Below are 21,700 nucleotides of genomic sequence, written 5' to 3' on the forward strand. Positions count from 1 at the left end.
CGGCCGGCGCTCCGCCAATACCGGCCTCGCCCTGCCCCTTGAGAGCCAGACGTTGTCCCTCATCCACACCAGGCGGAATTTTGACTTTGATGCGTTTGGCCTTATTGACCCGGCCCTCACCGCGGCAAGTGGCACACGGAGTCTTGATCACCGTGCCCTTGCCTTGGCATTGAGGGCAGGTCGTGACCATGCTGAAAAAGCCTTGGCTCATGCGCACCTGGCCGCGCCCCCCACACTGGGGACAGGTCTCCGGTGCGTGGCCTTGGGCAGCGCCCGTTCCTTTGCAACTCTCGCAAGGCTCGCGCTTGGTCACGGACATCGTCTTTTCAATACCGCGTGCGGCTTCCTCCAGACTAATCTCCACAGCAACGCGCAAATGCGAACCCGCACCCGGGTGGCGGCCATGACGCCCTCCGCCTCCGCCGAAAAGATCTTCAAAGATCCCGCCTCCAAATCCCAGATCCTCAAAGATGGACCCGAAATCCGCGCCTCGGAAGATGTCTTCTGCGCTGTAGTGACTGTTGATGCCTTCATGACCAAAGCGATCGTACTCCGAGCGCTTTTTCCCATCGGAGAGAACGGCATAAGCCTCGGAAATCTCCTTAAAGGCCTCCTCAGCCTCCTTCTTCTTATCCTCGGAAACGCGATCCGGGTGATGCTTCAGCGCCAAACTACGATACGCACGTTTAATCTGGTCCGCATTCGCATCCCGTGCGAGACCGAGGATTTCGTAATAGTCCCGTTTTGTGGCCATGCTTAGCTCTTGTCATCCTCCACTTTGAATTCCGCATCCACGACATCCTGGCCATCCTCATCCTTCTGGGTAGAGCCGGCGCCTGTGCCTGTGGTGCCTTCCGAGTGCGATCCGGCCTGCTGGGCGCCTTGGGCCCCCTGCTGCGCAGCAGCATCCTTGTAGAGAATTTCGGCCAACTTATGCGAAGCTTGAGCCAGAGCCTCATTGGCCTTCTGGATCTTGCTCACATCGCCGGAATCCAGGACCTCGCGGAGAGCTTTGATCTTTTCCTCGATATTGGACTTGTCCACGGCCTCCAGTTTGTCCCCATGCTCCTGGACCGATTTCTCGGTTGAGTAGACGAGAGCTTCTGCCTGATTGCGCACCTCGGCCAATTCCTTCTTCTTGGCGTCCTCATCCGCAAACTGCTCCGCTTCCTTGACCATGCGGTCAATTTCGTCCTTGCTCAGCTTGTCCGGAGCAGTCACGCGAATCGACTGCTCCTTCTGAGTGCCCAGGTCCTTGGCCGAAACGTGCATAATGCCGTCCGCATCAATATCAAAAGTAACTTCGATCTGCGGCACTCCGCGCGGCGCAGGAGGAATCCCGACCAAGTCAAAACGGCCGAGTTCCGTGTTGTCGTTGGCCATGGAGCGCTCCCCTTGCAGCACGCGCACCGTGACCGAGGTCTGGTTGTCGGCGGCCGTGGAAAAGATCTGGCTCTTCCGCGTGGGAATGGTGGTGTTGCGCTCGATCAGCTTGGTGAGCACTTGCCCCATGGTTTCGATCCCGACAGAAAGCGGTGTCACATCCAGAAGCTGGATATCCTGAACCTCGCCTTTCAATGCAGCGGCCTGAATCGCAGCGCCCTGCGCCACACACTCCATCGGATCCACGCCGCGTTCGACTTTCTTACCCACCACTTCTTCCACAAAATGCTGAATGATGGGCATGCGCGTGGGACCGCCCACCAGAATAATTCGATGGACCTGGTCTGCGGTCAGGCCCGCATCGCGCAAAGCCTGCTCAATGGGACCGCGGCATTTATTCACCACAGGACGCACCAAATCTTCCAGTTTGGCGCGCGTCATGTTGAGCGCCAAGTGTTTGGGACCCGTAGAATCGGCGGTGAGATAGGGCAGATTAAGATCTGTGGAGAGCGTAGTTGAGAGTTCGATCTTGGCTTTCTCAACCGCCTCACGCACGCGCTGCACAGCCATGGAGTCATTGCGGACATCCACACCCGATTCCTTCTGGAACTCCTTGGCCACGTAATCGATGAGTATCGCATCCATATCCGTGCCGCCCAATGCGGTATCCCCGCTGGTGGACTTAACCTCAAAGCCGCTGGTTTTGTGCTCCTCGTCGTACCACATGTCCATGAGCGTAACGTCGAGCGTTCCGCCGCCCAGGTCAAAGACAAGGATGATCTGCTCCTTGCCCGCCTTGTCCAGGCCATAGGCCAGACACGCGGCCGTGGGCTCGTTGATAATACGCAGCACATTGAGGCCCGCAATAGCCCCCGCATCCTTAGTGGCCTGGCGTTGATTATCGTTAAAATACGCAGGCACGGTAATGACCGCATCATGAACCGTGTCTCCCAGGAACGCCTCTGCGTCCGCCTTCACCTTCTGCAGAATAAAGGCCGAGATCTGTTGCGGCGTGTATTGCTTGCCGCTGATCTCATACTTGTGATTGGTTCCGATCTTGCGCTTGGCCGCTTGTATCGTACCATCCGGATTTATGGCCGCTTGACGCCGCGCAGGCTCACCGACCAAGAGCTCGCCTTCCTTGGAAAAGGCCACCACAGACGGAAAGGCCTTTCCGCCGATCGAAGTCCCCTCTGCGCTGGGGATAATCGTAGGCTTCCCGCCTTCCATCACAGCAGCAGCGCTATTGGATGTTCCTAAATCAATACCGATTGCTTTAGCCATCGGGATTACCCTCCTTGGAAATATTCTTATACACGCGAACGACTGCCGGACGGATCACCCGACCCTCCAGCTCATACCCCTTACGAATTTCTTCTGCGATACTCTGCTCTTCGCAGTCTTCGGCCTCCACAAAAGCAATGGCCTCGTGTTTGGCCGGGTCAAACCTCTTTCCCACTGTCTCCAAAGGCTTGAGACCCATCCCTGTCAGGACCTCCCAGAGATTTTGGTGCAACATCTTGAGCCCGCTGAACTCTTCTCCCTGATGCTCCTCTTCGAGCTGTCGCAGTGCGCGATCCAAATCATCCACCACAGGCAAAAGCTTTTCAGCCTGTCCGGCCAGGATAAAGCGCGACAAGTCCTGACGCTGGCGCTCCATGCGCTTGCGCGCGTTATCGAACTCCGCAGTTAACCGCAAACACTGGTCCTGCCGCTTCCGGCTCTCTTCTGCCTCGCGCTTGAGAGCCTCGTATTCTCCGGCCTCCAACCACACGCCCCCAGCCTGCGTTTCTTGCGACTCTTCCTTGGACTCTTCGCAACTCACAGTCGAATCTCCCTTTCTCCATCCAGAAGCGCGGAAAAAAGCCGCGCCATGTACGATACCGCAGTTAGAGATCGCGGGTAATTCATGCGCATGGGGCCGACCACACCCAAGACGCCCACCGGCCAGCCGCCGGCTGAGTAAGTACAGGTGATCAGTGTACAGTCCTGCAGCAACGCGCTCCCGCTTTCCGCGCCAATACACACGCGCATGCCCTCTTGGTAAAGATTGGGGCTCAACAGATCATAGAGTCCGCGTTGTTCCTCCAGGAAAAGCACCAGCTCTTGAACCCGCTGAGCCTCCGCGAATTCCGGCTGGCATAGTATCCGGCTTGTGCCGCGCGAATACACGCGGTCTGTTTCCGATTGCTTCGCCAACTTGTCGACTAGTTCGAGCGCACAGCGCACCAGGGGAAAGACCCCTCCTTCGACACTCAGCGCATCCCGCTCCAGGACATCACGCGCCTGCAACAGCGTCAAACCCCTTAAGCGGTGATTCATGTAATTGGCCGTTCGTTCCAGGAGCTCCGGCGCCGGCTTCTCCTCCATGTCCACGAGCCGGTTTTGAAGCAGCCCCGGCTCAATCACCCAGACCGCAAGCACGCGGCGGCCTTCCACTATAAAGAGCTCCACACGGCGGAACCGGCTGCTGATCAGACGAGGCGATACAACCACCGCGGCTTGGCCCGTAAGTTCGCTCAGGAGTTCTGCTGTGCGGCGGAGAAACTCCTCCAGCATCTCCCAGCGCGTCTGGCAAAGCTGCATCAAAGAGCCTCGCAGGTCCTGTGTAAGCTGTTCAGGCTCCATCAGGTCGTCCACATAGCAGCGGTATCCCGCCTGGGTGGGCACACGCCCGGCAGAAGTGTGGGGCTGAGTAATAAAGCCCTGCTCCTCCAGATCCGCCATGACGTTCCGGATGCTCGCCGGGGAAAGCCCCAGGTTCCACAAACGAGAAATCGTGCGGCTTCCCACAGGCGCGGCTGATTCAATGTGGGACTGCACAATGGCCCGTAAAATGGCTTTTCTTCTTGTCTCTAAATCGTTTACGCGCATATCTTAGCTTTCATTTAGCACTCACCACATGTGAGTGCTAACAAAGATCATAGGTAAGGCACCCAGCTCTGTCAAGGGAGAAATATTTGGATTAGGTTGAAAGGATAGCCTCAACAGCCCGGATTAGGTCGTCGGGCTCAAAAGGTTTGGCGATATGCCCCCAAGCCCCGGCATCCAGAGCCTCCTTGATCGAATCAGGGCGCACCTCGCCGGTCAGGATAAGGGTGGGTATTTTGGCGGTCTCCGGATTGGCACGCAGCTTGCGGATGATATCCACCCCGCTCATCAAAGGCAAATTCCAATCCACGAGCACCAGGGAGGGACGCAGCGAGAGAGCCTTTTCCAGGCCCACCTGCCCGTTGTGAGCAGTCTCGCAGCGAAAACCCATTTCTTCCATCACAACCCCGATGATCTCACGAATATCCTCTTCGTCGTCGATCACCAGAGCCAGCTTCTCGTCAGAATGGGGCATTCCCTCTCCTAACCTTCCGGATGTTCTCTTCTAGAACTTGCGATTGAGCCCCACCTGGGCGCCCCAGCGATAGTACTGGCTGTCCGGCCATTCGACGATAAAGCCGTTGCGTGCGTCTTGCTCTCCGCTGAGTTTTTGATAGTCGTAGAACACACCCATGGTTGCGCCCCAATTCTTGCCCATTTGATTCCGAGAAGTGAGCTCCACGCCCGCGACCCATCCGCTCGAAGTATCGAACTTCCCGTAAATGCTGTTGTCCGCTTCTGCGTACGGAACAAAACCCACATTGCCTTTGAGTTCCAAGTTCCAGGTAGGGGCCACGTCCCACTCGGCTAACCCATAGAGATCCAGATGATGCACACTGTAATCTTCTTCAACTCTGCCCGCGTTGGTGATACGGCGATTGAAACTCAGGCCACGATATCCGTACGCCACGCCCGGCGTAAATTTTGCGGAGTCGGTGTTGTGGAGCGGCCGCCCCAAAAAAAGATCCAGGTCCCAGCCGTCGATCTTCATTTCATTTGACTGGAAGGCCCCGCCCTGAGTGAGGTGCCATGTCTCAGTTTCGCGGCTCGTGAACAAGAGGCCAATATCTGCGCCGCCATCCCAGCCTTCGTAATCTCTGTTCTCCACCCCAAATTCGAGCTCAGCAAAGGTGGCGTCCCAGTCGCTTTCCAATGGGAGGATTGAGATGTCTTCCTCATAATAAACACGGCCCACCTTAACAGCCGTACTCATTTCCCACTCTACGTCTTTGTCCCCAATCCGGGCTGCCGCAGCCGGATCAGAAAAAATCCCTGCCAGGAGAAATACCCCGAGCACACTCACTAAAACGCGTTTCATTTTTGCCTCCTAATAGTCATTAATCCAAGAAACACAAGGGATATAGTTTACCCAAGACGCCCGGAGCAGGTCAACCAAGTCCGTCCCCGCCTCCCCGGTGTTCAGCGCCAAGCTGCGCACTAAGTTGAGAACCGGAAATCGGGGTTGACCGGCCCTCCTAAGGAGCCTAAGATAGCTGACGGAATTTACATTCCTCTGCCACACGGGGTGCGGGCGTCGAGTGGTCTGGAGAAAGGAAGTTCTTGTGCTTAAAATGACCTCTCGTGCGCTGGCATTCCTGCTTGCGTTCTCTCTGTGTATTCCGCTACTGCCGGCCCAGGCTGAAATCTTTGAAGACGAGTACATTGACCATGGAGAAGTCACCGAGGTTTCGCCGGACGGCAATACAACTCGTTCCAGAGCTTGGCGGACCACATGGAAAGTCCGGAAGGAACGGAACCAAACAGAAGAAATCATTCCAAACGGTGTGCGGCGCAGCTTTTCCAAGAGCGTTGTGAAGAGCGCCAGCTCGGCCAATAGCAATTCGTTTTCGACAAAGAGTGCTTCGTCCAGTAGTTCGAGCACACCTTAACGCAGACAAAAAACCGGGAGCCCCCCACGGGCTCCCGGTTTGTCCGCACCCACCTCGTCTCTCGTTGTTGCTAGCCTCGGGATTAATGCATGTATTGCATATAACGATTCACTCGATAGGAATCCGGCAAGCTGTTTAGCCCTTGGCCCGCAAGCGCAGACCACCAAAAAGCGGCCTTTGCTGAACGCGGCTGCGCTGAGGCGAGCAGCCCACTCCTTTGGCCGGTCCAGAACTCTGACGGCCAGTTTTCCCAGGTTGCGTTCGCGTCTTCGCAACCCACCTTAATGATCATTGCGGCGGAATGCACTTCCGTGAGCGGCCTTTCCTCGGCAAAAGCCACGTTTGCCAAACCAAGAGCTCCAAAAACAATCACCAAGAAAAAAACCACTCTCCAGCCCAGGTAAACTTCGCTCATCGGTTACCCTCCGAATCGTCCATCCGGCAGCCCGCCTGCCGCCTCTGCACGCTCGTCCGGCTTTCAGGCAACAGGCACATCACCATCCAAAGGTCTGTTCCGACTCTTGCGCTCACCGGCATTGTCCAGTTTATTCGGTCCACATTCCGCACAATTCTGCCGATTCTCATCGTTGTCCCCTGTCTGCTCTTTCGAGCCCCACCGGCTTCCCCAAACATTAGATCCCTCAGTCAAGTCCTTGCCCAAGAACGGATAGTCTGCAAAATCCTCGACCAAGTCCAAATCAACAGCCTTCTGTAACAGATCCTCAACCTGTTCTGCTAATTTTGTCTCATCGCCACGCCGCTCGATTCTGTCCATTTTGGGCATGAGCCACAAAGGTCTCCCGAACTCCCGGGCAAAACGCCTTGCTGAACGGGCCTTGGCCAGCCTCACAAATTGCCGGAGACACCCTTCCGCTCCAGATGTCTGGACCAGCAAATCCAGCCTCCCCGGCAAGAAGCACCAAGCCTTAATTAGAAGGCCCTGCTCCTCAGCCGTTCCGCGAAACTCGTCAAGAACCACATCCACCACCCCTGCGCTGATAAAGGGCTCTTCCCGGCGGTGCGTGGTAACGGAAAGGTAGTACAAATAATTCAGGCCCTTGCCTGTACCCGGTCTTCCCCACGCGAGGCTGCTTGCCGGCTCAAATCCCATCGGCATCCGGAAAAGTGGGCTGGAAAATGTGAATAGGAATCTGAGAACCGTCATCGATTGCTCCTTTTTGCGTCCCCATTTCAAGCTTACCTGCCCTAAATTCAAACCTGAAATAAGCAAGACTGCTAAAAAGTATTTTAATTACAGGCTGTTAAGGGTTGCAAAAAACTGAAGTGATTGTACTCGTGGAGGTTATAGTTTTAGGCCCCAGAGGCTTATCAGCATTTATTAAGCAATCGAGCCAACTTAATATAGGTGACTTTTGTCAAATACACACACAAGTTTGCTATCAAAACCGGGTATATTACCCAGAAACACGAAGTGTTGCTGAAAAAGATTTTTTGTGTTATAAGTTATTAAGATTAAACAACTTGTGGAGCCTCTTTTTATGGACTCTATCCGACTCTTCGAAGCCAAGCGATTTCTGCAGCATCGTCTCGAGATTCTGAACACCGATGCGCGCCGTGCTTTTGAGCCCATTCCCGGGCTGCAGGCCGCTCCTATCCCCGTGCTTCTGCACATCTTCTCCACAGTGGAATTGCTCTCAGGCCTATGGGCCGGCTGGCACGACAAGGCCCGTAAACCCAGTTCCGACACCCGCACCCCGCTGCGGCGCACCAGCGATTTTCTGGAGACTTACCTTTGCTACCCCCAGAAACAGAACCAGGTGGCCCTCAGCTTGTGGAAAAACGGCCTGACCCGGGAAATCGGCAAACCTATTTTGCGCAATGAGAATTTTGAATATGAGTGGAAGCTCTGCCGCAGCACGGAAAAACACTGGACCATCGAAGCTGTGGGAGAGGAGCGCTTTGTACTCTATGTGGGCGTCGAGGACCTGATCAGCGATTTGAAGGAAGGACTCTTCGGCCCGAGCGGGCTCTTTGAAGACCTGCGCATTGACCACCGCGTCCAAACAAACTGGCAAACAGCCATTTTGGAAATCCAGCAACAAGGATTTAGATTTGAGGCTTAGTCCTCGACCAAGAGCTCGTCCACCGCATAGTTCACACCATAACTTTCGGCCGGCACCCCCTCCGTCACCACCGGAAAGTTGACCCGGATCCGCTGTCCCGGATCCAAGGGCGGGCCGTCCTCGCTCACCAACCACTGGGAGGCCGCACTCACAGGCACACCTGCGGAGTCCTGCAAAAACAAGCGCAAGCGCGCGCGATGAACCCAAGTTTCGCTTTTGTTGAGCAGCACCACCTCACATTGCAGACCACCGGCCTCAGTCCGGTTGATCTGCACGTGCTCCAAGGTCAGGTACTCGGTCCATACTTCAGAGGGGGGCACAGGCTCCAGATGCCCGCGGCCCTCGGAGACCACGGCCAAGAGCGGAGCTGCGTCCCCGGCAGTTGTCCGCTCTTCCTGCTCGCGTTCCTCTATTGCCTCATGGATCAAGCGATTAAACGTCTCCATCAAAACATCCGGCTCATCAAACTGCACATGCTGAGCGAGTTCCGCGTAATTGACAATCTCCATAACGCGCCAATATCCATTCTTCTCCGTCATCCCCACAATGATGCCCACTTCCTTCCCCAGCACAGGACTGTACATCACAAGGATGGCACGCGCCTCCTTGTTCTCCACGGCCAGCACCTCCGTGCGCAAAGGCATGGGGCCCGGCACCAGGCCAAGGTCTTTGGCCAGCAAGGGCAGATCCAGTTTTTTCAGGGAAGCAGTGCGATACTTCTCGGCCTCTTGGGCCGTGGGTTCCAGGGCGCTTAGCTCAACGGCCTCAAGAATACGCTGACGAATGCGCTTGAGCACAACCGGTTTCAGATTATCCATGCTGCTCATGCCGCCGATCATACCGAACTCGGCCAAACCCTCCTCCACACCTTTATCCTCAACAGTCCCGGCCAGGATCGAGTCAAACACGCGCGCAGACAAATAGTCCACATCCACATAGCGCCGGAAAGTGGCCAGATCATTGCAGGCAATTGCCTCTTGGGCCTTCTTCAGCGAATACTGGGGGCTGCTCACCCAAATGAGCGCGCCGACCAAAACCCCCAGAGCCCCAATCATCCCCAAAGCAACAAGCACCGAGAGCAAGACCTTCTTGTTCATCGCTATACTCCCACGGCCACACCGGCCAAGAGCCCGAGGATAAGGAAAGGAATGGCCAACAAAAGCAAGGCCACCAAGCTGGATCCCAAGACCCGCCAAACGGAAAAGCGTTGAACCTCGCTCAAGCACCCAAGGAAGAGGACCAGGGCCCAAACGGCCAGGGCAAAGTTGAGGATCCCAAAAAGGGTTTGAGGACCGCCTGGGTTCCCGGCCGAAGGCAAAAGTACCGGGCCCATAAAAAGGAGGTTTATCAGCAGAGCCAGCATGGACGGCATGGTGGACCAGGCTAATGCATAGCGCACTTCGGTGAAGTTGGCCTGCCCCCCCAACCAAGAACCGGTAAGCCGCAAAAGCGCCGCAGAGACAACCCACAGCAACAGACCCAACATAAAGGCCAGTACCAAGCCTAACACCAAAATCCACGTGCTGGCGGCGCTTTGAAAAAGCTTCACCAGCGTGTCCACATCCAAGCCCTCAGCCGCGGTGCCCATTCCTCCCAGGAAAAGTGTCCAGCCTCCGTACTTGCCGAGTGTGCGGCGGATCGTATCCCTGGGATGAATGAGTACCTGAAGAGCTGGATGATACAGAATGCCCTGGTCCATTGGCTGTGCCTCCGTAATTGAAGAAAATGATAAAGCTTCAGGTCATTTTCTTACAAAGCCGCGGGAAGTGCGAGCGGATTCGCCCCGGTCATTTCCAGCGCTGGGTCTCGCCGGCCACAACATTTTCCCCGTCCAGGTAATAGACATACCTGCCCTTCGAGGTATGAACCCCGAAATCGTACTCCCAAACCTCAACCGGCTTACCCGCGATTTCAGAGCGCGAAGTTTTGTGAGGTTCCCCGTGCTGGGCCAAAAGTTCAGCCCGGTAGTGGGGCCGCACAAAACGAATCGGAGTCTTTGTGCTGCACGCCCCTAAGGTCACAAAAATGCAGATACTTGCCGTGAGTCCCATAACTCCTCTAATAATCCCGCGTCGCACAGTTCCAATAAGCACTGACATCCCCTCCTCCGTAAGGGCCGTAGACCAGGGACGAAACATAACTCGACCACGGCCCGCCGCTCAATCCCGAAATCGTGGTACTGTAACCGGCGCTGAGTAAACTTTGATTGGCTGCCTGATGACTGATGCTCCCGATCCCGTAAAGATCGCCCAGCGCGCCCAAGCTGGGCGGATGCCCGAACACCCGCTCAAATTCCAGGCCCTTCATCAAAATACCATTGTGCTGCGGGCCCGCAAAATTCAAACCCCGGGAAATCAGGCCCACGGATTCACCTGCCTCGTTCAGGAGCACCCCGGTGTTCCCCGGGATTTGCCCCGCCCCCAAGCGCGGAGTGCCCCCGTAGTTGGTCCCCCCGGATTCCTCCAGGAGCGCGGCCAGTTCTTCATCCGAATACCCGGCTGAATCCGCCACCGCTCCGATCTTATTGGGCGCCCACAAATGGGCGTAAAACATCTGGAAGCCCGCATTCACGGCCATAAAGCTTGTGACCGAAGCCCAGGCTTGGGCCGCGGCCGGCCGCATTCCTAAGATATCGTCGTAAAATTCCTCGCCAATCGACCGAATGGCCTGCCTGCCTTCCCCGGTGTCCAAGACTTGCGTAGTCTGAGCCGCAGAAATTGCCGCAACCGCAGCCGGAGTGCCCATTCCGGCGGTAAACACCACCATGCTAAAGGCGACAAGGGATGCCGCTGCCGGCCGCAGCACCTTGCGCTTCAGGAAGTCTTTGGGATTTCGCACATAGTGTTCGATCTTGTTCATGGACTGCTCAAAGAACTCCCCCACGCGCGCAGCGGTTTGTTTGAAAAACTTGAGGACTGAATGCCCCGTGGGATCCGTGTAGATGAGTGGATTATTGAGCGCGTAGGAATAACGGTTGAGGCTCTGCGGGTTCTGCGGCGCTTGCACCTGCGTGTCCGCTTGAGTGAAGCGCCCCAGCTCCGGGTCATAATAGCGCGCATTGTAGAAGTAAAGGCCGGTGCTCAAGTCACGGATTTGGCCGGTAAAACCGCGATTGTCCGGCTCCTCGCCATCTGCCTCCGTTGCAGCCGTATTCCCAAACGGCGAATAGCTGCGGCGACCAGCATTGCTTCCGTCTGCGCGGCTCCGCAAATTCGCAGAACCCAAATGATCCCCGTGCGTGTAGAGCACCTCCCCTGTGGACTGCACCGATGCCACAGACATGTCGTCCAGATAGATGTGTTTGGTGCCCAGCGTCTCCTGCCCGCACATCCAACGCTCATAGGCCCGGCCCACATAGACCGTGATCTCCGGATCCTGCTCCCCCAGTCGTTTTTGCACGCGCCCGCCGTCCCCGTCATACACAAAGCGTGTGGGAGCCCCTGTTTGCACCGGTATTTCCCAGATCTGAGCCTGCGCAACCTGCACCCACAACACATCCCCGGCTTGCACGGGATCGCCGCCGCTCAATTCCACATACTCTCCGCCGGCGCATCGCCACGCACACTCGTATTCCACTCCTTGCAAGAGAGCTCCCACAGTTTGACGCCCTTCGGCCACTCCGCGCGGCACGCCGATCAAATTAAGTCCTTGCCTTAAGGGTTGTGCCGCCCACACGCCGGCCGCATTCAAAAACAAGCACAACAGAACCATCACAACAACCGCGTTTTTGAGAAAGTTGTTCGATTTCACCGCATCCCCCTGCTTGGCTTTGTCCATAAATAGAAAAAGCCCCGGCCGCTTGTGCAGCCAGGGCGCTTCAGTCTGAGCAGGGTCGACCCACCCGCTCGAATTCAATCTGCCAGAATCTTATGTACCTACAGTCTGCCTCCGGTATCCTACTCTCTCACCCGGACCTCTCTCTCCAGACGGTTTCCGAGCCGTGACCTCTCCACTTCCAGGTCATAGTGCGCTTGCAGGTTCATCCAGAACTCTTCGCTTGTTCCAAAATACCGGGCAAGTCTCAAAGCCGTATCCGCGCTGATAGCACGGGTGCCATGCACAATCTCGTTAATTCGCCGCGCCGGCACTGAGGTGTCCTTGGCCACCCGGTACTGACTGACTCCCATAGGCTCCAAAAACTCCTTTAGGAGAATTTCTCCGGGATGAACCGGCTTCATTCTGCGTGCCATGATAATCCTGCCTTTCAGTGGTAATCCGTAATCTCGACTCCAAAGCAGTTGCCTTTGTGCCATTCAAAACAGATCCGCCATTGCCGGTTTATCCGGATGCTGTATTGTCCCGTCCTGTCGCCGGAAAGCCTCACAAGCCGGTTCCCGGGCGGCATCTTCAGGTCATCCAAAACTGCAGCGGCATCCAAAATCAGAAGTTTCCGAAGCGCTGCCCGCTGAATTGCCGGAGGAAAACTTCTCGAATAGTGCCGGGCAAATATCTTTTCTGTCTCCCTGCAGGCAAAGGTATGAATCATTTATATAAATACCGTACTGCGTTATTATTGTCAAGCGTTAATACGATAAAAAGCCCCGGCCGCTTGTGCAGCCAGGGCGCCTCCGTCTGAGCAGGGTCGACCCACCCGCTCGAATTCCATCTGCCCGACAAATTATTTGAATGAAAGCTTTCTGCGTGAATCCATGCAATCCCGCAAATAGAGGTTGATCAGGTTCTGATAGGGAATACCCGTGTCATCGGCCATTTCCTTGAAATAGCTGATTGTCCCCTCCTCGATCCGGATTGTGATTTGCTTCTTCAATCTCTTGGCATAGGGATTCTTCTTTGACTCAGAAAAATCATACTGCTTTCTCATGGCAGCCACCTCTCGTACTCCCCTCGCTCGGATCGCGTCGCTTTCCGGGCGGAAATGATTCGAATACTGTCCTCTTCCTCCCAATAACAATGGCACACAACCAGGGTTCTCAATGCCGAACTCAGACCCAGAAGCAGGAATCTATCCTCGCTTTCCGAATGATCCGGGTCGTAGAGGATGCGCGCGCACTCGTCATAAAAGACAGTCAAAGCCTCCTCAAAGGAAACCCCGTGTTTTTGCCGGTTCCATCTGTTCTTCCTGGGGTCCCAATCAAATCGTATGGACATATTAATTATCCTATAATTATTTCAGATTTCAAGGGGGTACACAAAAAAAGCCCCGGCCGCGTGTGCAGCCAGGGCGCCTCCGCCTGAGCAGGGTCCTCCCACCCGCTCGAATTCAATCTGCCCGACAAGCTATCGGTAGATCCCCCGACGATGCCCGATATCGATCATTAACACCAAAAGTTGTTGCCGCTGAACTGTGTAAATAATTCGGTAGCTCCCCACCCGATAGGAGCGCCTCCCCCTGAGCTTTCCCACGAGCGCCTTTCCAAGGCTTGGATCCTGCTCCAACTCGTCCAAAGCTCGCACCACGCGCATAAACACCACCGGTTCCCGCTGTGCCATGCGAGCCAAAACTCTTTCAGCCTGATCGGAGAGCCTGAGCCTATAGCTTGCCAAGGTCTTTCTTGATCTCCTTCCAAGAACGCGTCTGCCCCTCTTTGATATCTCGTTCGCCCTGTTTGAAACCTGCCATGGCATCGGGGTCGGCAAGAATGTCCAAGGTTTCCATGAGGGACTCGTAATCGTCAATGCTTAGCATCACCACCACCGGCTTCCCGTGTTTTGTGATCACATAACGATCCAATTTGGAATCGATGTTCTCGATCACTCTAGGCAACTCGGGGCGCAGCTCCTTGAGACTCACCGTGTTGATCATGGTCTCCCTCCTCTCCTCAGCCAGAAAGTATACATGATTTTGTACACTTTAACAAGCCAAGGGAATCAAAAAAGCCCCGGCCGCGTGTGCAGCCAGGGCGCCTCGGTCTGAGCACCGTCATTCCCGCCCGCCAGAGTCTGTGGTGGGCGCGAGTTGACTCGCTCGAATTCCCTCTACCCAAGTTCCTAGTGAAGCTACCAGGTCTTTAACCCGGTGAGCAAGAAAAATATTTCAACGCGGGGACGGTTCTCGCGGAAACGGTTGCTGGTGAACGGGATAGCGAGACCTGTCCCCGGGTTAGAATTCCAAGTTGCCCTTGAGCTTATAGGTGCGCGAGCGGTAAGTGGGGCTACGGGACCAGCCCAGCCCAAACTCCAAGTCAAAATCCTCGGTAATCTCCAACCCCGCATTGAAATCCACTACCTGCACAAACCAGGTTTCCACACCTTGCTCCTTCCCATAGCCCGGAATATACCGCCCCCAAACCCAAGTCTTTTCCGTGGGTGTTCCGTAATAGGAAAGGCCTGCCTGATAACTCTTCACGCGGCCCGGGCTGTAATACTGCGGACGCCGCTCCTTCATATTGTCGAATTGATACAAGACCAAAGCCTGAAATCCGGTGAGTCCCGGGATATCGTAGGAGAGCTGCCAATCCGAGGAATACAAACGGTTCTTGTCCGAAAGCCGGCCCAGCTCCCCGCGCGCATAAGCATGCCAGCGCGTCCAAAAATTGGCCGTCACTTCCGTCTCCAAAAACCCTTGATCGAGATTGGATAGCAAGGCTTGCGCTGTTTCCAAAGGCTCCCGGCCCGCGCGCACACGCGTCTGCCAGGTGCTGTTCCAATCGGATTGAAGGTCCACAAGGAAAGATGTCTGTTCTTTGACAGACTGTGAAAAGGAGTGCTGTAGAGCACGCATGACATAGGCATGCTTGTTATTCAGACGCCCACGCGCGCCGACACCCCAAGCATTGTCTTTGACCGGCAAAATCCCCTGCTCTCTAAAACTCGTGCGCACGTATTCCAGGAAGGGCACAAACTCGGATCGCCAAGAATAGCCTAACTGCTGCCGCGTTTGCCAGTATTCGCGCTGAAAATTATCTTCTTCGTATTTGTAGGAAGGATTCCAATACCATGCTTGCGCATTCTCAGAGGAGGATTCTTTTTCAGGCAGACCCGGCCGTAATCCTTCATCGAAGTCCTGTGCAGCCGCGCCAGGCCCACAGAGAAAGCTCATGGTTAGAATGATTCCAAAGAAAACTGGAGATCTTCTGAAAATGTTCATGAAGGGTCATCCCTATGAGAAGCTCAGGACTCGGGATAGTCATCCTGCGCAGGGCTTGGCTCAGGCACCGGGATCTTCGCTCTCACCATGGCACTGACGCTATCCAGGTTCTCTTCCCCCTGCAGCAGCCGTTTGAATTCAGGCATCTCAAACTGCCCCCACACAGGATAGCGCCGGATCTTCATGGGGTCATCCCCGGGCCGGTTACTGGCCACATCCGTGGTCACCGTCGCCGTATATCCGGCGTTGCGGGCAAGGGTCAACAGCCGGTCATTGTACCAACCGCTGGGCCAAGCATAGACTGCAATATCGCGGTGCAGCTTCTTCTCTAAGCTGAATTTGGGTGCGGCAACCTCCACGGCACAGTCCCTGGAACTGCGGCCTTCATTCTCTCCACTAATCCAGGAAACGAGGTTATTCCCCACCTCCCATGGATGCGTCATCGAGTGAGAGCCGATCTCAAAATTCTTATTTGCAACAATCCGGTCAATCTCACTCGAACTCAAAAAGGCCGGATACTGGTTATCCACATACTCCTGCACAAAAAAGAACGTGGCCTTAAAATCGTACTCTTCCAGAATCTCAACGGCATTCATCACACTTTTCCAGCCATCGTCAAAGGTGAGCGCCACGGACTTGTCCGGCAGGACCCGGTCCCCGCGCAGATATTCCGAAAGCTCCGAAACCGTCACCGTGGTGTAACCGTTCTCTTTCAGGTACCGCATTTCTTCCTTAAAGCGGTCCAGGTGAACCAGGGTGTGGTTGGCCTCTTCCGCAGGATCCGGCGAAACTTTGTGGTACATCAGTACAGGCACTTGCTTTGCGGGCGTCAGGATTGCCGCAGGTACGGGACCGCTTCCGAATCCCTGAACCACAAAAATCAGCACAATCAATGCCACCGCCGCAGACCCCGGGGCTACTATCTTTAAGATTCTTCTTTTCATCCGTCCACCTCGGTTTGAAGCCTTCTTGGCCCCAGCGCCACCTTGAAAGAATCCGGCATTGATATCCTCTGCAGAAGCTCTGAAACCGATAAAGGCCTTAATTGCGTAGGCAAAAATGAACGCGTGCACACAAGGCACAACCGCATTCCCCCATTCTCCTCTAAATCCCAAAATCACCGTAATGAGTGTGCAATAGACCACCAGGCTCAACTCGACTAAGGCAATGGGCGCCGGCGAAGCCGTGCGTCCCAGAATTTTGGGTGTGCGCATAAACGGGGATTGTTTCCCCGTAATCATTTGCTCCACGGACTTGAGCACTCCCACCATATTGACCGGTGCCAGGAGGAGGTTCATGGCAAATGCTCTGAAAAAATCCGAGAGCCGGTGCCGGGCCAGATGCATGTCCCGCATGTAGATAACGTAGTAAGGCAACCCGGCCAAAGGCAGCAACCAAGCCAAGTAAACATACTCGCGCAAAGGCAAGAAGATAAGCACCATATAGCCCAAGGTGGCTGTGAGCGCATTGGTTAAATAATGAAAACGCAGGAAGCCTTCCATGAGCTTTTTGAGACTGAAGGGACCTTTGAGCCAGTACCGCAACATCTTGGGCAACACAATCAACCCACCGTTGGCCCAGCGGCAGCGCTGAATCACCAGCGCGCCGAAATCCGGCGGCGTGGCGCTATACGAAAGCCGCTCCGGATAGTTGTGCAGCTTCCATCCGCAATCAATCAAGTCAATGGTGGATTCCGTGTCTTCGATGACCGTGCGGTCCTGAATGAACTTGGCCACCAAATGCCCGCGCTCGCTCTCGACTGTGACAATATCGTTGAGCGCGCTCTTCCTCAATAGAGTATTGGCGCCCACCCAGGACGCGGCTCCAAAAGCCGTGAAACCTTGCTGCACCACATACTGCATATCCGTTGTAGCTCCGGCCACGCGTTCCAGCGCAGTCGCAGCATTCGGAATGGAGGTATACGGAGTCTGCATGACCGCCACGCGGTCGTTCTCGGGCTTCTCCATCTCATGCACCAGCTTGAGCGTGTACTCAGGGGCCAAGGTGCTGTCTGCATCCAGATTCACCACATACTTGGCGTCCGGTATGGACAGGGTAGCTTCGTGCTTGTGCGCCGGCTCCAGGAACACCTTGGAGCCCCGGATCACCTCGCGAAAATGCCGGCCCATCATGAACAAATAGCTGTTGAGATTCATGGCCTTGTTCGGAGCCCAGGAGAAATTCTCATAGGTCTTGCGCTCAAACACCTCCAAACTCGCGCTGAACAAAGAACTGAGGCGCGTAAATTCCCGACGGACCAAGCGCTGCCAGCCTTCGGCAGGATAACCAACTCCTTTGAGAAAAAACTCGTGAGCGCGCCGGCGATGATCCTTGATATGGGACCCAAAGACCAGCTGCACAAAATGCCAGTCCGTATGATCCTCAATGGGATAGTCCTCAACAAATTTCTCCAAGAAGTCTGCAACATCCGCATGCAGATCGGCTAAGCGCAGGCACTCCATGGTACTGTCCAATTCCGTGCGAAGGGCTCGGCTCTCGAATTCGCTGCGCGCAGCGGAAAGCTGATCCCGCATCGGGGAACACCAGGTCTTAATGTCTCCGGGAAGGGAGCGTGCCTCTTTGAGCTGCCTCACCGACTCGCTATCCGAAGGACGCGGAGGGTCATCCACCAGCAGCACAATGCGCCGCTTGGGATAATCCTGCAAAAACGCGGAGAACACCGACTGGCAATTCACGCGCCGCTCTTCCTTATAAGAGGGAATCAGGTAAGTGACTTCCGGAGCCGCCTCAGGATTCTCATAAATCCCCTCCATCTCTTGTCTGGACGGCGGGTGATGGGACTTCAGCCGGTAAAAATAGGAGGATCTGTTAACCAGATAGACCATATTCCCGTAAACCAGGAACAAAAAGAAGGAAACCAAGAGCGCGGCGCTCGCACTCCCCCAGTAATTCCCGGTCCGGAACTCGGCCAGACTCGTCTGACCCGCCAAATAAATCATGGCCACACATGCCATCAAGGTAACCGCAGACGCCAGGACCCCGTAAAACACTTCCCGGCCGAATCGCATACGCATCTTGAATGGGTCACGCTCCGGAGACGGCAAATATTGAGGCCGCAAAGGACTTCCCGAAACCCTTTGCTCGGGGCGAGTCAGCAGTTGCTTGGAATTGATTTGTTTGGTTCTGCTTCTAGACATTTCACTCTCTATTCTCTTGTTGAATTAAACTGAAGGCGCGTTGAGCCGGTCGCTCAGGACATGAGGAATGACTCGAGTATTCCAGCCGCGCTCTTGAAGACCTTTCTGAAAGGCCCTGCCCAGGTGCATCCGGGCATCCGGCAGGAACTGAGCCATACAATAGCCGCGTTCGTCGTGGAAATTGGCCAAATCCTGCAACGCCTTGCGCCGCACCATGAGGGTGGGGTCTGTCCATGCGGCCGCAGTCTCCAAAGTCATACTGTTCGAACCCCATTGCCACGGTGCTTTAAACAATTGCGTCAGCTGTCCCCAGAAGGAACGCGGGCGCAAAAGTACACCCAAAGGAGTCGGCATCGCACCTGTTTTCTTGTGCTCCGGCCTCTTCATCAGAGCCACCAGGTTCAAGACATAACCCGGCCGCAAGAGCGTGCCGGGATCCAAAAAGACCACGAAATCCGCACTGGGAAAACTCAAGTCCGCGTGCTCGATTTCGCCGAGCTTGCATGTCTCCAGAAGCAGGCGATCGTTGAAAGCCTCGCTCTTGAGCTTGAGACCCATGAGCCCCAGATAACTGCTATAAGCGGCCACCTTGCCCTCACCATGCGGCACATTCTCATATTGAGAACGGTCAAAGCAGCTGATGGGGCAAGAAAATGAATGACGCAGGCGTTCCAATTCCTCAGTGAGTTCCTTTTGCCAATCACCCTGCTCTTTCTTGACGCCCTTCAAAAACAAGATGTGGCCCTTTTCCCTATATTGTTCTGCCCTGGGCTTGAGAAAGCCGCTCGCAAAAAGCGCATCCAAATCGTCCTGCATATCCCAGGACTCGGCCAACTGGTCCAGCCAACGGGCAATATCAAAGAAAAGTTGCGATGCCCGGAGAAATTCCACAGGGCTTTCCAGGTCTTTGCGGGACAACCGATCCCTGAGCTCTTGGGACGCGCTCTCGCAAAGGTCCTTAAGTGGCCGAACAAAATCCTGCAGCTCATCCCCCAATCTCTCAATGCTTTCCTTCCAAAGCGGATTCGGAGCCCCCTCCCGGCCCGAACCGTGCAAGAACACCAAGCTCCGGTTCGGATAGTCCTGCAAGAGCGCACTCATGGCACTGCGGCGCACCGCATGTCGAGTCCAGCCATCCACACATATAAGGAAGCTCACCTGCGGCTGAAATGCAGCCGACTGAAAGAGCTTGAGCTGCTCATCCGCGGCGGCAGGCTTGTGATTCTTGAGCTGCGTCCAATGGCGCGCGCGCGCATGGACAAATACGAAAACCCCGGCCAAGAGCACTGCCACGGCCAGCCCAAAACTCATGCTCACAATTCCCAGACTGAGACTCTCAGCAGCAAAGGCTATTTCAGCGCCAAAGCCGGCTAATGCAGCCAAACTCACGGCAACCGCTAAAGTCAGGACTTCAGCCCCGCGCAAAATCACCACCCGGCTCCAGCAAAGGCTGCGACTCGGGTTCCAATACTGGGGCGTCTTCCCCCTTAGCGGCTTCTGCTCAGGGACATGGTAATTGAGCACATTGCTGCCAAAGCTCTTGTGGGCTTTAGCTCTTTCAACTGTTCTGGTACGCACGGACTTTAGACTCCTAGCTGGCCTGGGGTTAAATTTCACTATGATTTGAATCAGAAACACAAAGAGGAGAATATATCGCAGAAGGGATTATAAAGCAAGAGGATTTTATGGGCTCAACAATTGCTTATTTCTTCACAGCCGGCTGGTATAACAAGTCTTATGTGTCTTATGTAGTGTTTTAAAGCACGTTTTGTTCTGTAAGATAGGTATCTTAGTCAGGATTACTGAGCCTCCCCGGGATTAGGAGACTGCAGCAGCCGCTTTGCAGCCCTCGGCCTTTCCCTCAATATCCGCATGGTATTTCTGGAGCGACTTGACCCGCGTATGCCCTTCTCTGCGGGCCGCAATGCCCAGAGCTGTGGCCAGAGCCGCCGCCGGCGTGGTGATATACGGGATCTTGTGTTTGATGGCGGATTTCCGGATATAGGAATCATCCTCCTGGCTGGCGCGGCCCCCCGGCGTGTTCACCACCAAATGGATCTCCTCATTCTTGATGGCATCCGCGATATCAGGCCGGCCATGCCCCAGCTTGAGGATGGGCTCGGACTCAATGCCCTTCTTCAGGAGGAATTGATGCGTTCCTTCGGTGGTGCGCAACTTAAAGCCCATCTCCACAAAAAGCTGGGCTGCTTTCAGAGCGGCGGCCTTGTCCTTATCAGCCACCGTAAACAGCACCGTTCCCTCAAGCGGCAACACCGACTGCGTGGCTTCTTGCGCTTTGAAGAAAGCCAGCCCAAAGGAATCCGCCATGCCCAGGACTTCGCCGGTGGAACGCATTTCCGGACCCAGGAGCGGATCCACCTCGGGAAACATGTTAAAGGGAAAGACCGCTTCCTTAACCCCATAATGCGGAATGTTCTTGGGCTCGACATCCAAATCGGAGAGTTTCTTGCCCAGGAGGATTTCCGTGGCATAGCGCGCCATAGGAATATTGCACACCTTGGACACAATCGGCACCGTGCGCGAGGCCCGTGGATTGGCTTCAAGCACATAGACCACATCCTTGGCAATCGCGTACTGGATATTCATGAGCCCGACCACGCCCAACTCAATGGCAATCCTGCGCGTATAGTCATAAATCGTATCAATGTGCTTCTGCGGAATGTTCACCGGGGGGATGACACAGGCCGAATCCCCGGAGTGTACGCCGGCGAGCTCCACATGCTCCATCACGGCAGGCACAAAGGCATCAGTCCCGTCGGCAATGGCATCGGCTTCCGCCTCGATCGCGTCCTCCAGGAACTTGTCGATCAGAATGGGCCTGTCCGGAGACACATCGACCGCCACCGTCACATAGCGGCGAAGCATCTGTTCGTCCTCCACAACCTCCATGGCGCGCCCGCCCAACACATAAGAAGGCCGGACCATGAGCGGATACCCAATGCGCTTGGCAATTATTAACGCATCATCCAAGTTAGAAGCCATGCCGGACTCTGCCATCGGAATGCCCAGCTTTTCCATCTTCTCCCGGAAGCAGTCGCGATCCTCAGCCAAATCAATCGTGGCCGGCGAAGTGCCCAGAATCTTAACCCCGGCCTCGGCGAGTTCGTTTGCAATGTTGAGCGGCGTCTGCCCCCCAAACTGCACGATCACACCCTCGGGTTTTTCCTTCTTATAGATGCTGAGCACATCCTCCACCGTGAGCGGCTCGAAATAGAGCTTGTCCGAAGTGTCATAGTCCGTGGAAAC

At 55.3% G+C, this 21,700-nt stretch carries 24 protein-coding genes; 2 read left to right on the top strand and 22 right to left on the bottom strand.

What is annotated here, in order from left to right; translation table 11 throughout:
- From JW937_08795 to JW937_08820, 6 genes are all read right to left on the bottom strand, one after another.
- Positions 1–754, bottom strand: a 754-nt coding sequence (locus JW937_08795) for a DnaJ domain-containing protein (GenBank protein MBN1587503.1), incomplete at its 3' end; no start/stop codon positions are given.
- A gap of 2 nt (positions 755–756) precedes the next feature.
- On the bottom strand, positions 757–2,667 hold the full coding sequence (dnaK, locus tag JW937_08800; GenBank protein MBN1587504.1) for a molecular chaperone DnaK: 1,911 nt from the start codon (positions 2,665–2,667) through the stop codon (positions 757–759).
- Entirely contained in the window at positions 2,660–3,208 is a 549-nt protein-coding gene (locus JW937_08805; GenBank protein MBN1587505.1) for a nucleotide exchange factor GrpE, read from the bottom strand. The genes dnaK and JW937_08805 overlap by 8 nt, the downstream gene beginning before the upstream one ends.
- Positions 3,205–4,257 carry a heat-inducible transcription repressor HrcA gene (hrcA, locus tag JW937_08810; protein ID MBN1587506.1) on the bottom strand — a complete coding sequence of 351 codons (1,053 nt, stop codon included), beginning with the start codon at positions 4,255–4,257 and terminating at the stop codon, positions 3,205–3,207. The genes JW937_08805 and hrcA overlap by 4 nt, the downstream gene beginning before the upstream one ends.
- 91 nt (positions 4,258–4,348) lie before the next feature.
- Positions 4,349–4,729 (bottom strand): response regulator, encoded by a 381-nt coding sequence (locus tag JW937_08815; protein ID MBN1587507.1) that lies wholly within the window; start codon positions 4,727–4,729, stop codon positions 4,349–4,351.
- Positions 4,730–4,759: 30 nt separating this feature from the next.
- Entirely contained in the window at positions 4,760–5,572 is an 813-nt protein-coding gene (locus JW937_08820; protein MBN1587508.1) for a hypothetical protein, read from the bottom strand.
- 244 nt (positions 5,573–5,816) lie between these two features.
- Here JW937_08820 and JW937_08825 point away from each other — a divergent pair, with 244 nt between their 5' ends.
- Positions 5,817–6,143, top strand: coding sequence for a hypothetical protein (locus tag JW937_08825; protein MBN1587509.1), 327 nt, complete (start codon positions 5,817–5,819; stop codon positions 6,141–6,143).
- Positions 6,144–6,225: 82 nt separating this feature from the next.
- On the opposite strand, the gene JW937_08830 is transcribed toward JW937_08825, so the two are convergent.
- Complete coding sequence (locus JW937_08830; GenBank protein MBN1587510.1) at positions 6,226–6,558, bottom strand: hypothetical protein; 333 nt, start codon at positions 6,556–6,558, stop codon at positions 6,226–6,228.
- Between the two features lie 63 nt (positions 6,559–6,621).
- A complete protein-coding gene (locus tag JW937_08835) occupies positions 6,622–7,308 on the bottom strand; it encodes a hypothetical protein (GenBank protein ID MBN1587511.1) in 687 nt (228 codons plus the stop codon).
- Between the two features lie 334 nt (positions 7,309–7,642).
- Between JW937_08835 and JW937_08840 the strand changes: the two genes are divergently transcribed.
- Entirely contained in the window at positions 7,643–8,227 is a 585-nt protein-coding gene (locus tag JW937_08840) for a hypothetical protein (protein MBN1587512.1), read from the top strand.
- On the opposite strand, the gene JW937_08845 is transcribed toward JW937_08840, so the two are convergent.
- From JW937_08845 to carB, 14 genes are all read right to left on the bottom strand, one after another.
- Positions 8,224–9,324, bottom strand: coding sequence for a hypothetical protein (locus tag JW937_08845; protein MBN1587513.1), 1,101 nt, complete (start codon positions 9,322–9,324; stop codon positions 8,224–8,226). The two genes, JW937_08840 and JW937_08845, sit on opposite strands and share 4 nt — an antisense overlap.
- 2 nt (positions 9,325–9,326) lie before the next feature.
- On the bottom strand, positions 9,327–9,926 hold the full coding sequence (locus JW937_08850) for a YIP1 family protein (GenBank protein MBN1587514.1): 600 nt from the start codon (positions 9,924–9,926) through the stop codon (positions 9,327–9,329).
- A gap of 88 nt (positions 9,927–10,014) precedes the next feature.
- Positions 10,015–10,278: a hypothetical protein gene (locus JW937_08855; protein MBN1587515.1), complete on the bottom strand. Its 264-nt coding sequence runs from the start codon at positions 10,276–10,278 to the stop codon at positions 10,015–10,017.
- Between the two features lie 7 nt (positions 10,279–10,285).
- On the bottom strand, positions 10,286–11,509 hold the full coding sequence (locus JW937_08860) for a hypothetical protein (GenBank protein ID MBN1587516.1): 1,224 nt from the start codon (positions 11,507–11,509) through the stop codon (positions 10,286–10,288).
- 614 nt (positions 11,510–12,123) lie between these two features.
- Positions 12,124–12,417, bottom strand: a complete 294-nt coding sequence (locus tag JW937_08865; protein ID MBN1587517.1) for a HigA family addiction module antidote protein — start codon at positions 12,415–12,417, stop codon at positions 12,124–12,126.
- Between the two features lie 14 nt (positions 12,418–12,431).
- Positions 12,432–12,713 (bottom strand): type II toxin-antitoxin system RelE/ParE family toxin, encoded by a 282-nt coding sequence (locus tag JW937_08870; GenBank protein ID MBN1587518.1) that lies wholly within the window; start codon positions 12,711–12,713, stop codon positions 12,432–12,434.
- Between the two features lie 132 nt (positions 12,714–12,845).
- Complete coding sequence (locus tag JW937_08875; GenBank protein MBN1587519.1) at positions 12,846–13,049, bottom strand: BrnA antitoxin family protein; 204 nt, start codon at positions 13,047–13,049, stop codon at positions 12,846–12,848.
- Entirely contained in the window at positions 13,046–13,336 is a 291-nt protein-coding gene (locus tag JW937_08880) for a BrnT family toxin (protein ID MBN1587520.1), read from the bottom strand. The genes JW937_08875 and JW937_08880 overlap by 4 nt, the downstream gene beginning before the upstream one ends.
- Before the next feature lie 129 nt (positions 13,337–13,465).
- Entirely contained in the window at positions 13,466–13,732 is a 267-nt protein-coding gene (locus JW937_08885; GenBank protein ID MBN1587521.1) for a type II toxin-antitoxin system mRNA interferase toxin, RelE/StbE family, read from the bottom strand.
- Positions 13,719–13,991 (bottom strand): type II toxin-antitoxin system Phd/YefM family antitoxin, encoded by a 273-nt coding sequence (locus tag JW937_08890; protein MBN1587522.1) that lies wholly within the window; start codon positions 13,989–13,991, stop codon positions 13,719–13,721. The genes JW937_08885 and JW937_08890 overlap by 14 nt, the downstream gene beginning before the upstream one ends.
- A gap of 297 nt (positions 13,992–14,288) precedes the next feature.
- On the bottom strand, positions 14,289–15,227 hold the full coding sequence (locus JW937_08895) for a hypothetical protein (protein MBN1587523.1): 939 nt from the start codon (positions 15,225–15,227) through the stop codon (positions 14,289–14,291).
- Positions 15,228–15,298: 71 nt separating this feature from the next.
- Positions 15,299–18,433 carry a polysaccharide deacetylase family protein gene (locus JW937_08900; protein ID MBN1587524.1) on the bottom strand — a complete coding sequence of 1,045 codons (3,135 nt, stop codon included), beginning with the start codon at positions 18,431–18,433 and terminating at the stop codon, positions 15,299–15,301.
- A 24-nt stretch (positions 18,434–18,457) separates the two neighbouring features.
- Positions 18,458–20,011, bottom strand: a complete 1,554-nt coding sequence (locus tag JW937_08905) for a hypothetical protein (GenBank protein MBN1587525.1) — start codon at positions 20,009–20,011, stop codon at positions 18,458–18,460.
- A gap of 240 nt (positions 20,012–20,251) precedes the next feature.
- Positions 20,252–21,700: carbamoyl-phosphate synthase large subunit (carB, locus tag JW937_08910; protein MBN1587526.1), on the bottom strand; the 1,449-nt coding region annotated here is incomplete at its 5' end.

It is taken from the genome of Candidatus Omnitrophota bacterium, from assembly GCA_016929445.1.
Taxonomy (GTDB): domain Bacteria; phylum Omnitrophota; class Gorgyraeia; order JAFGIU01; family JAFGIU01; genus JAFGIU01.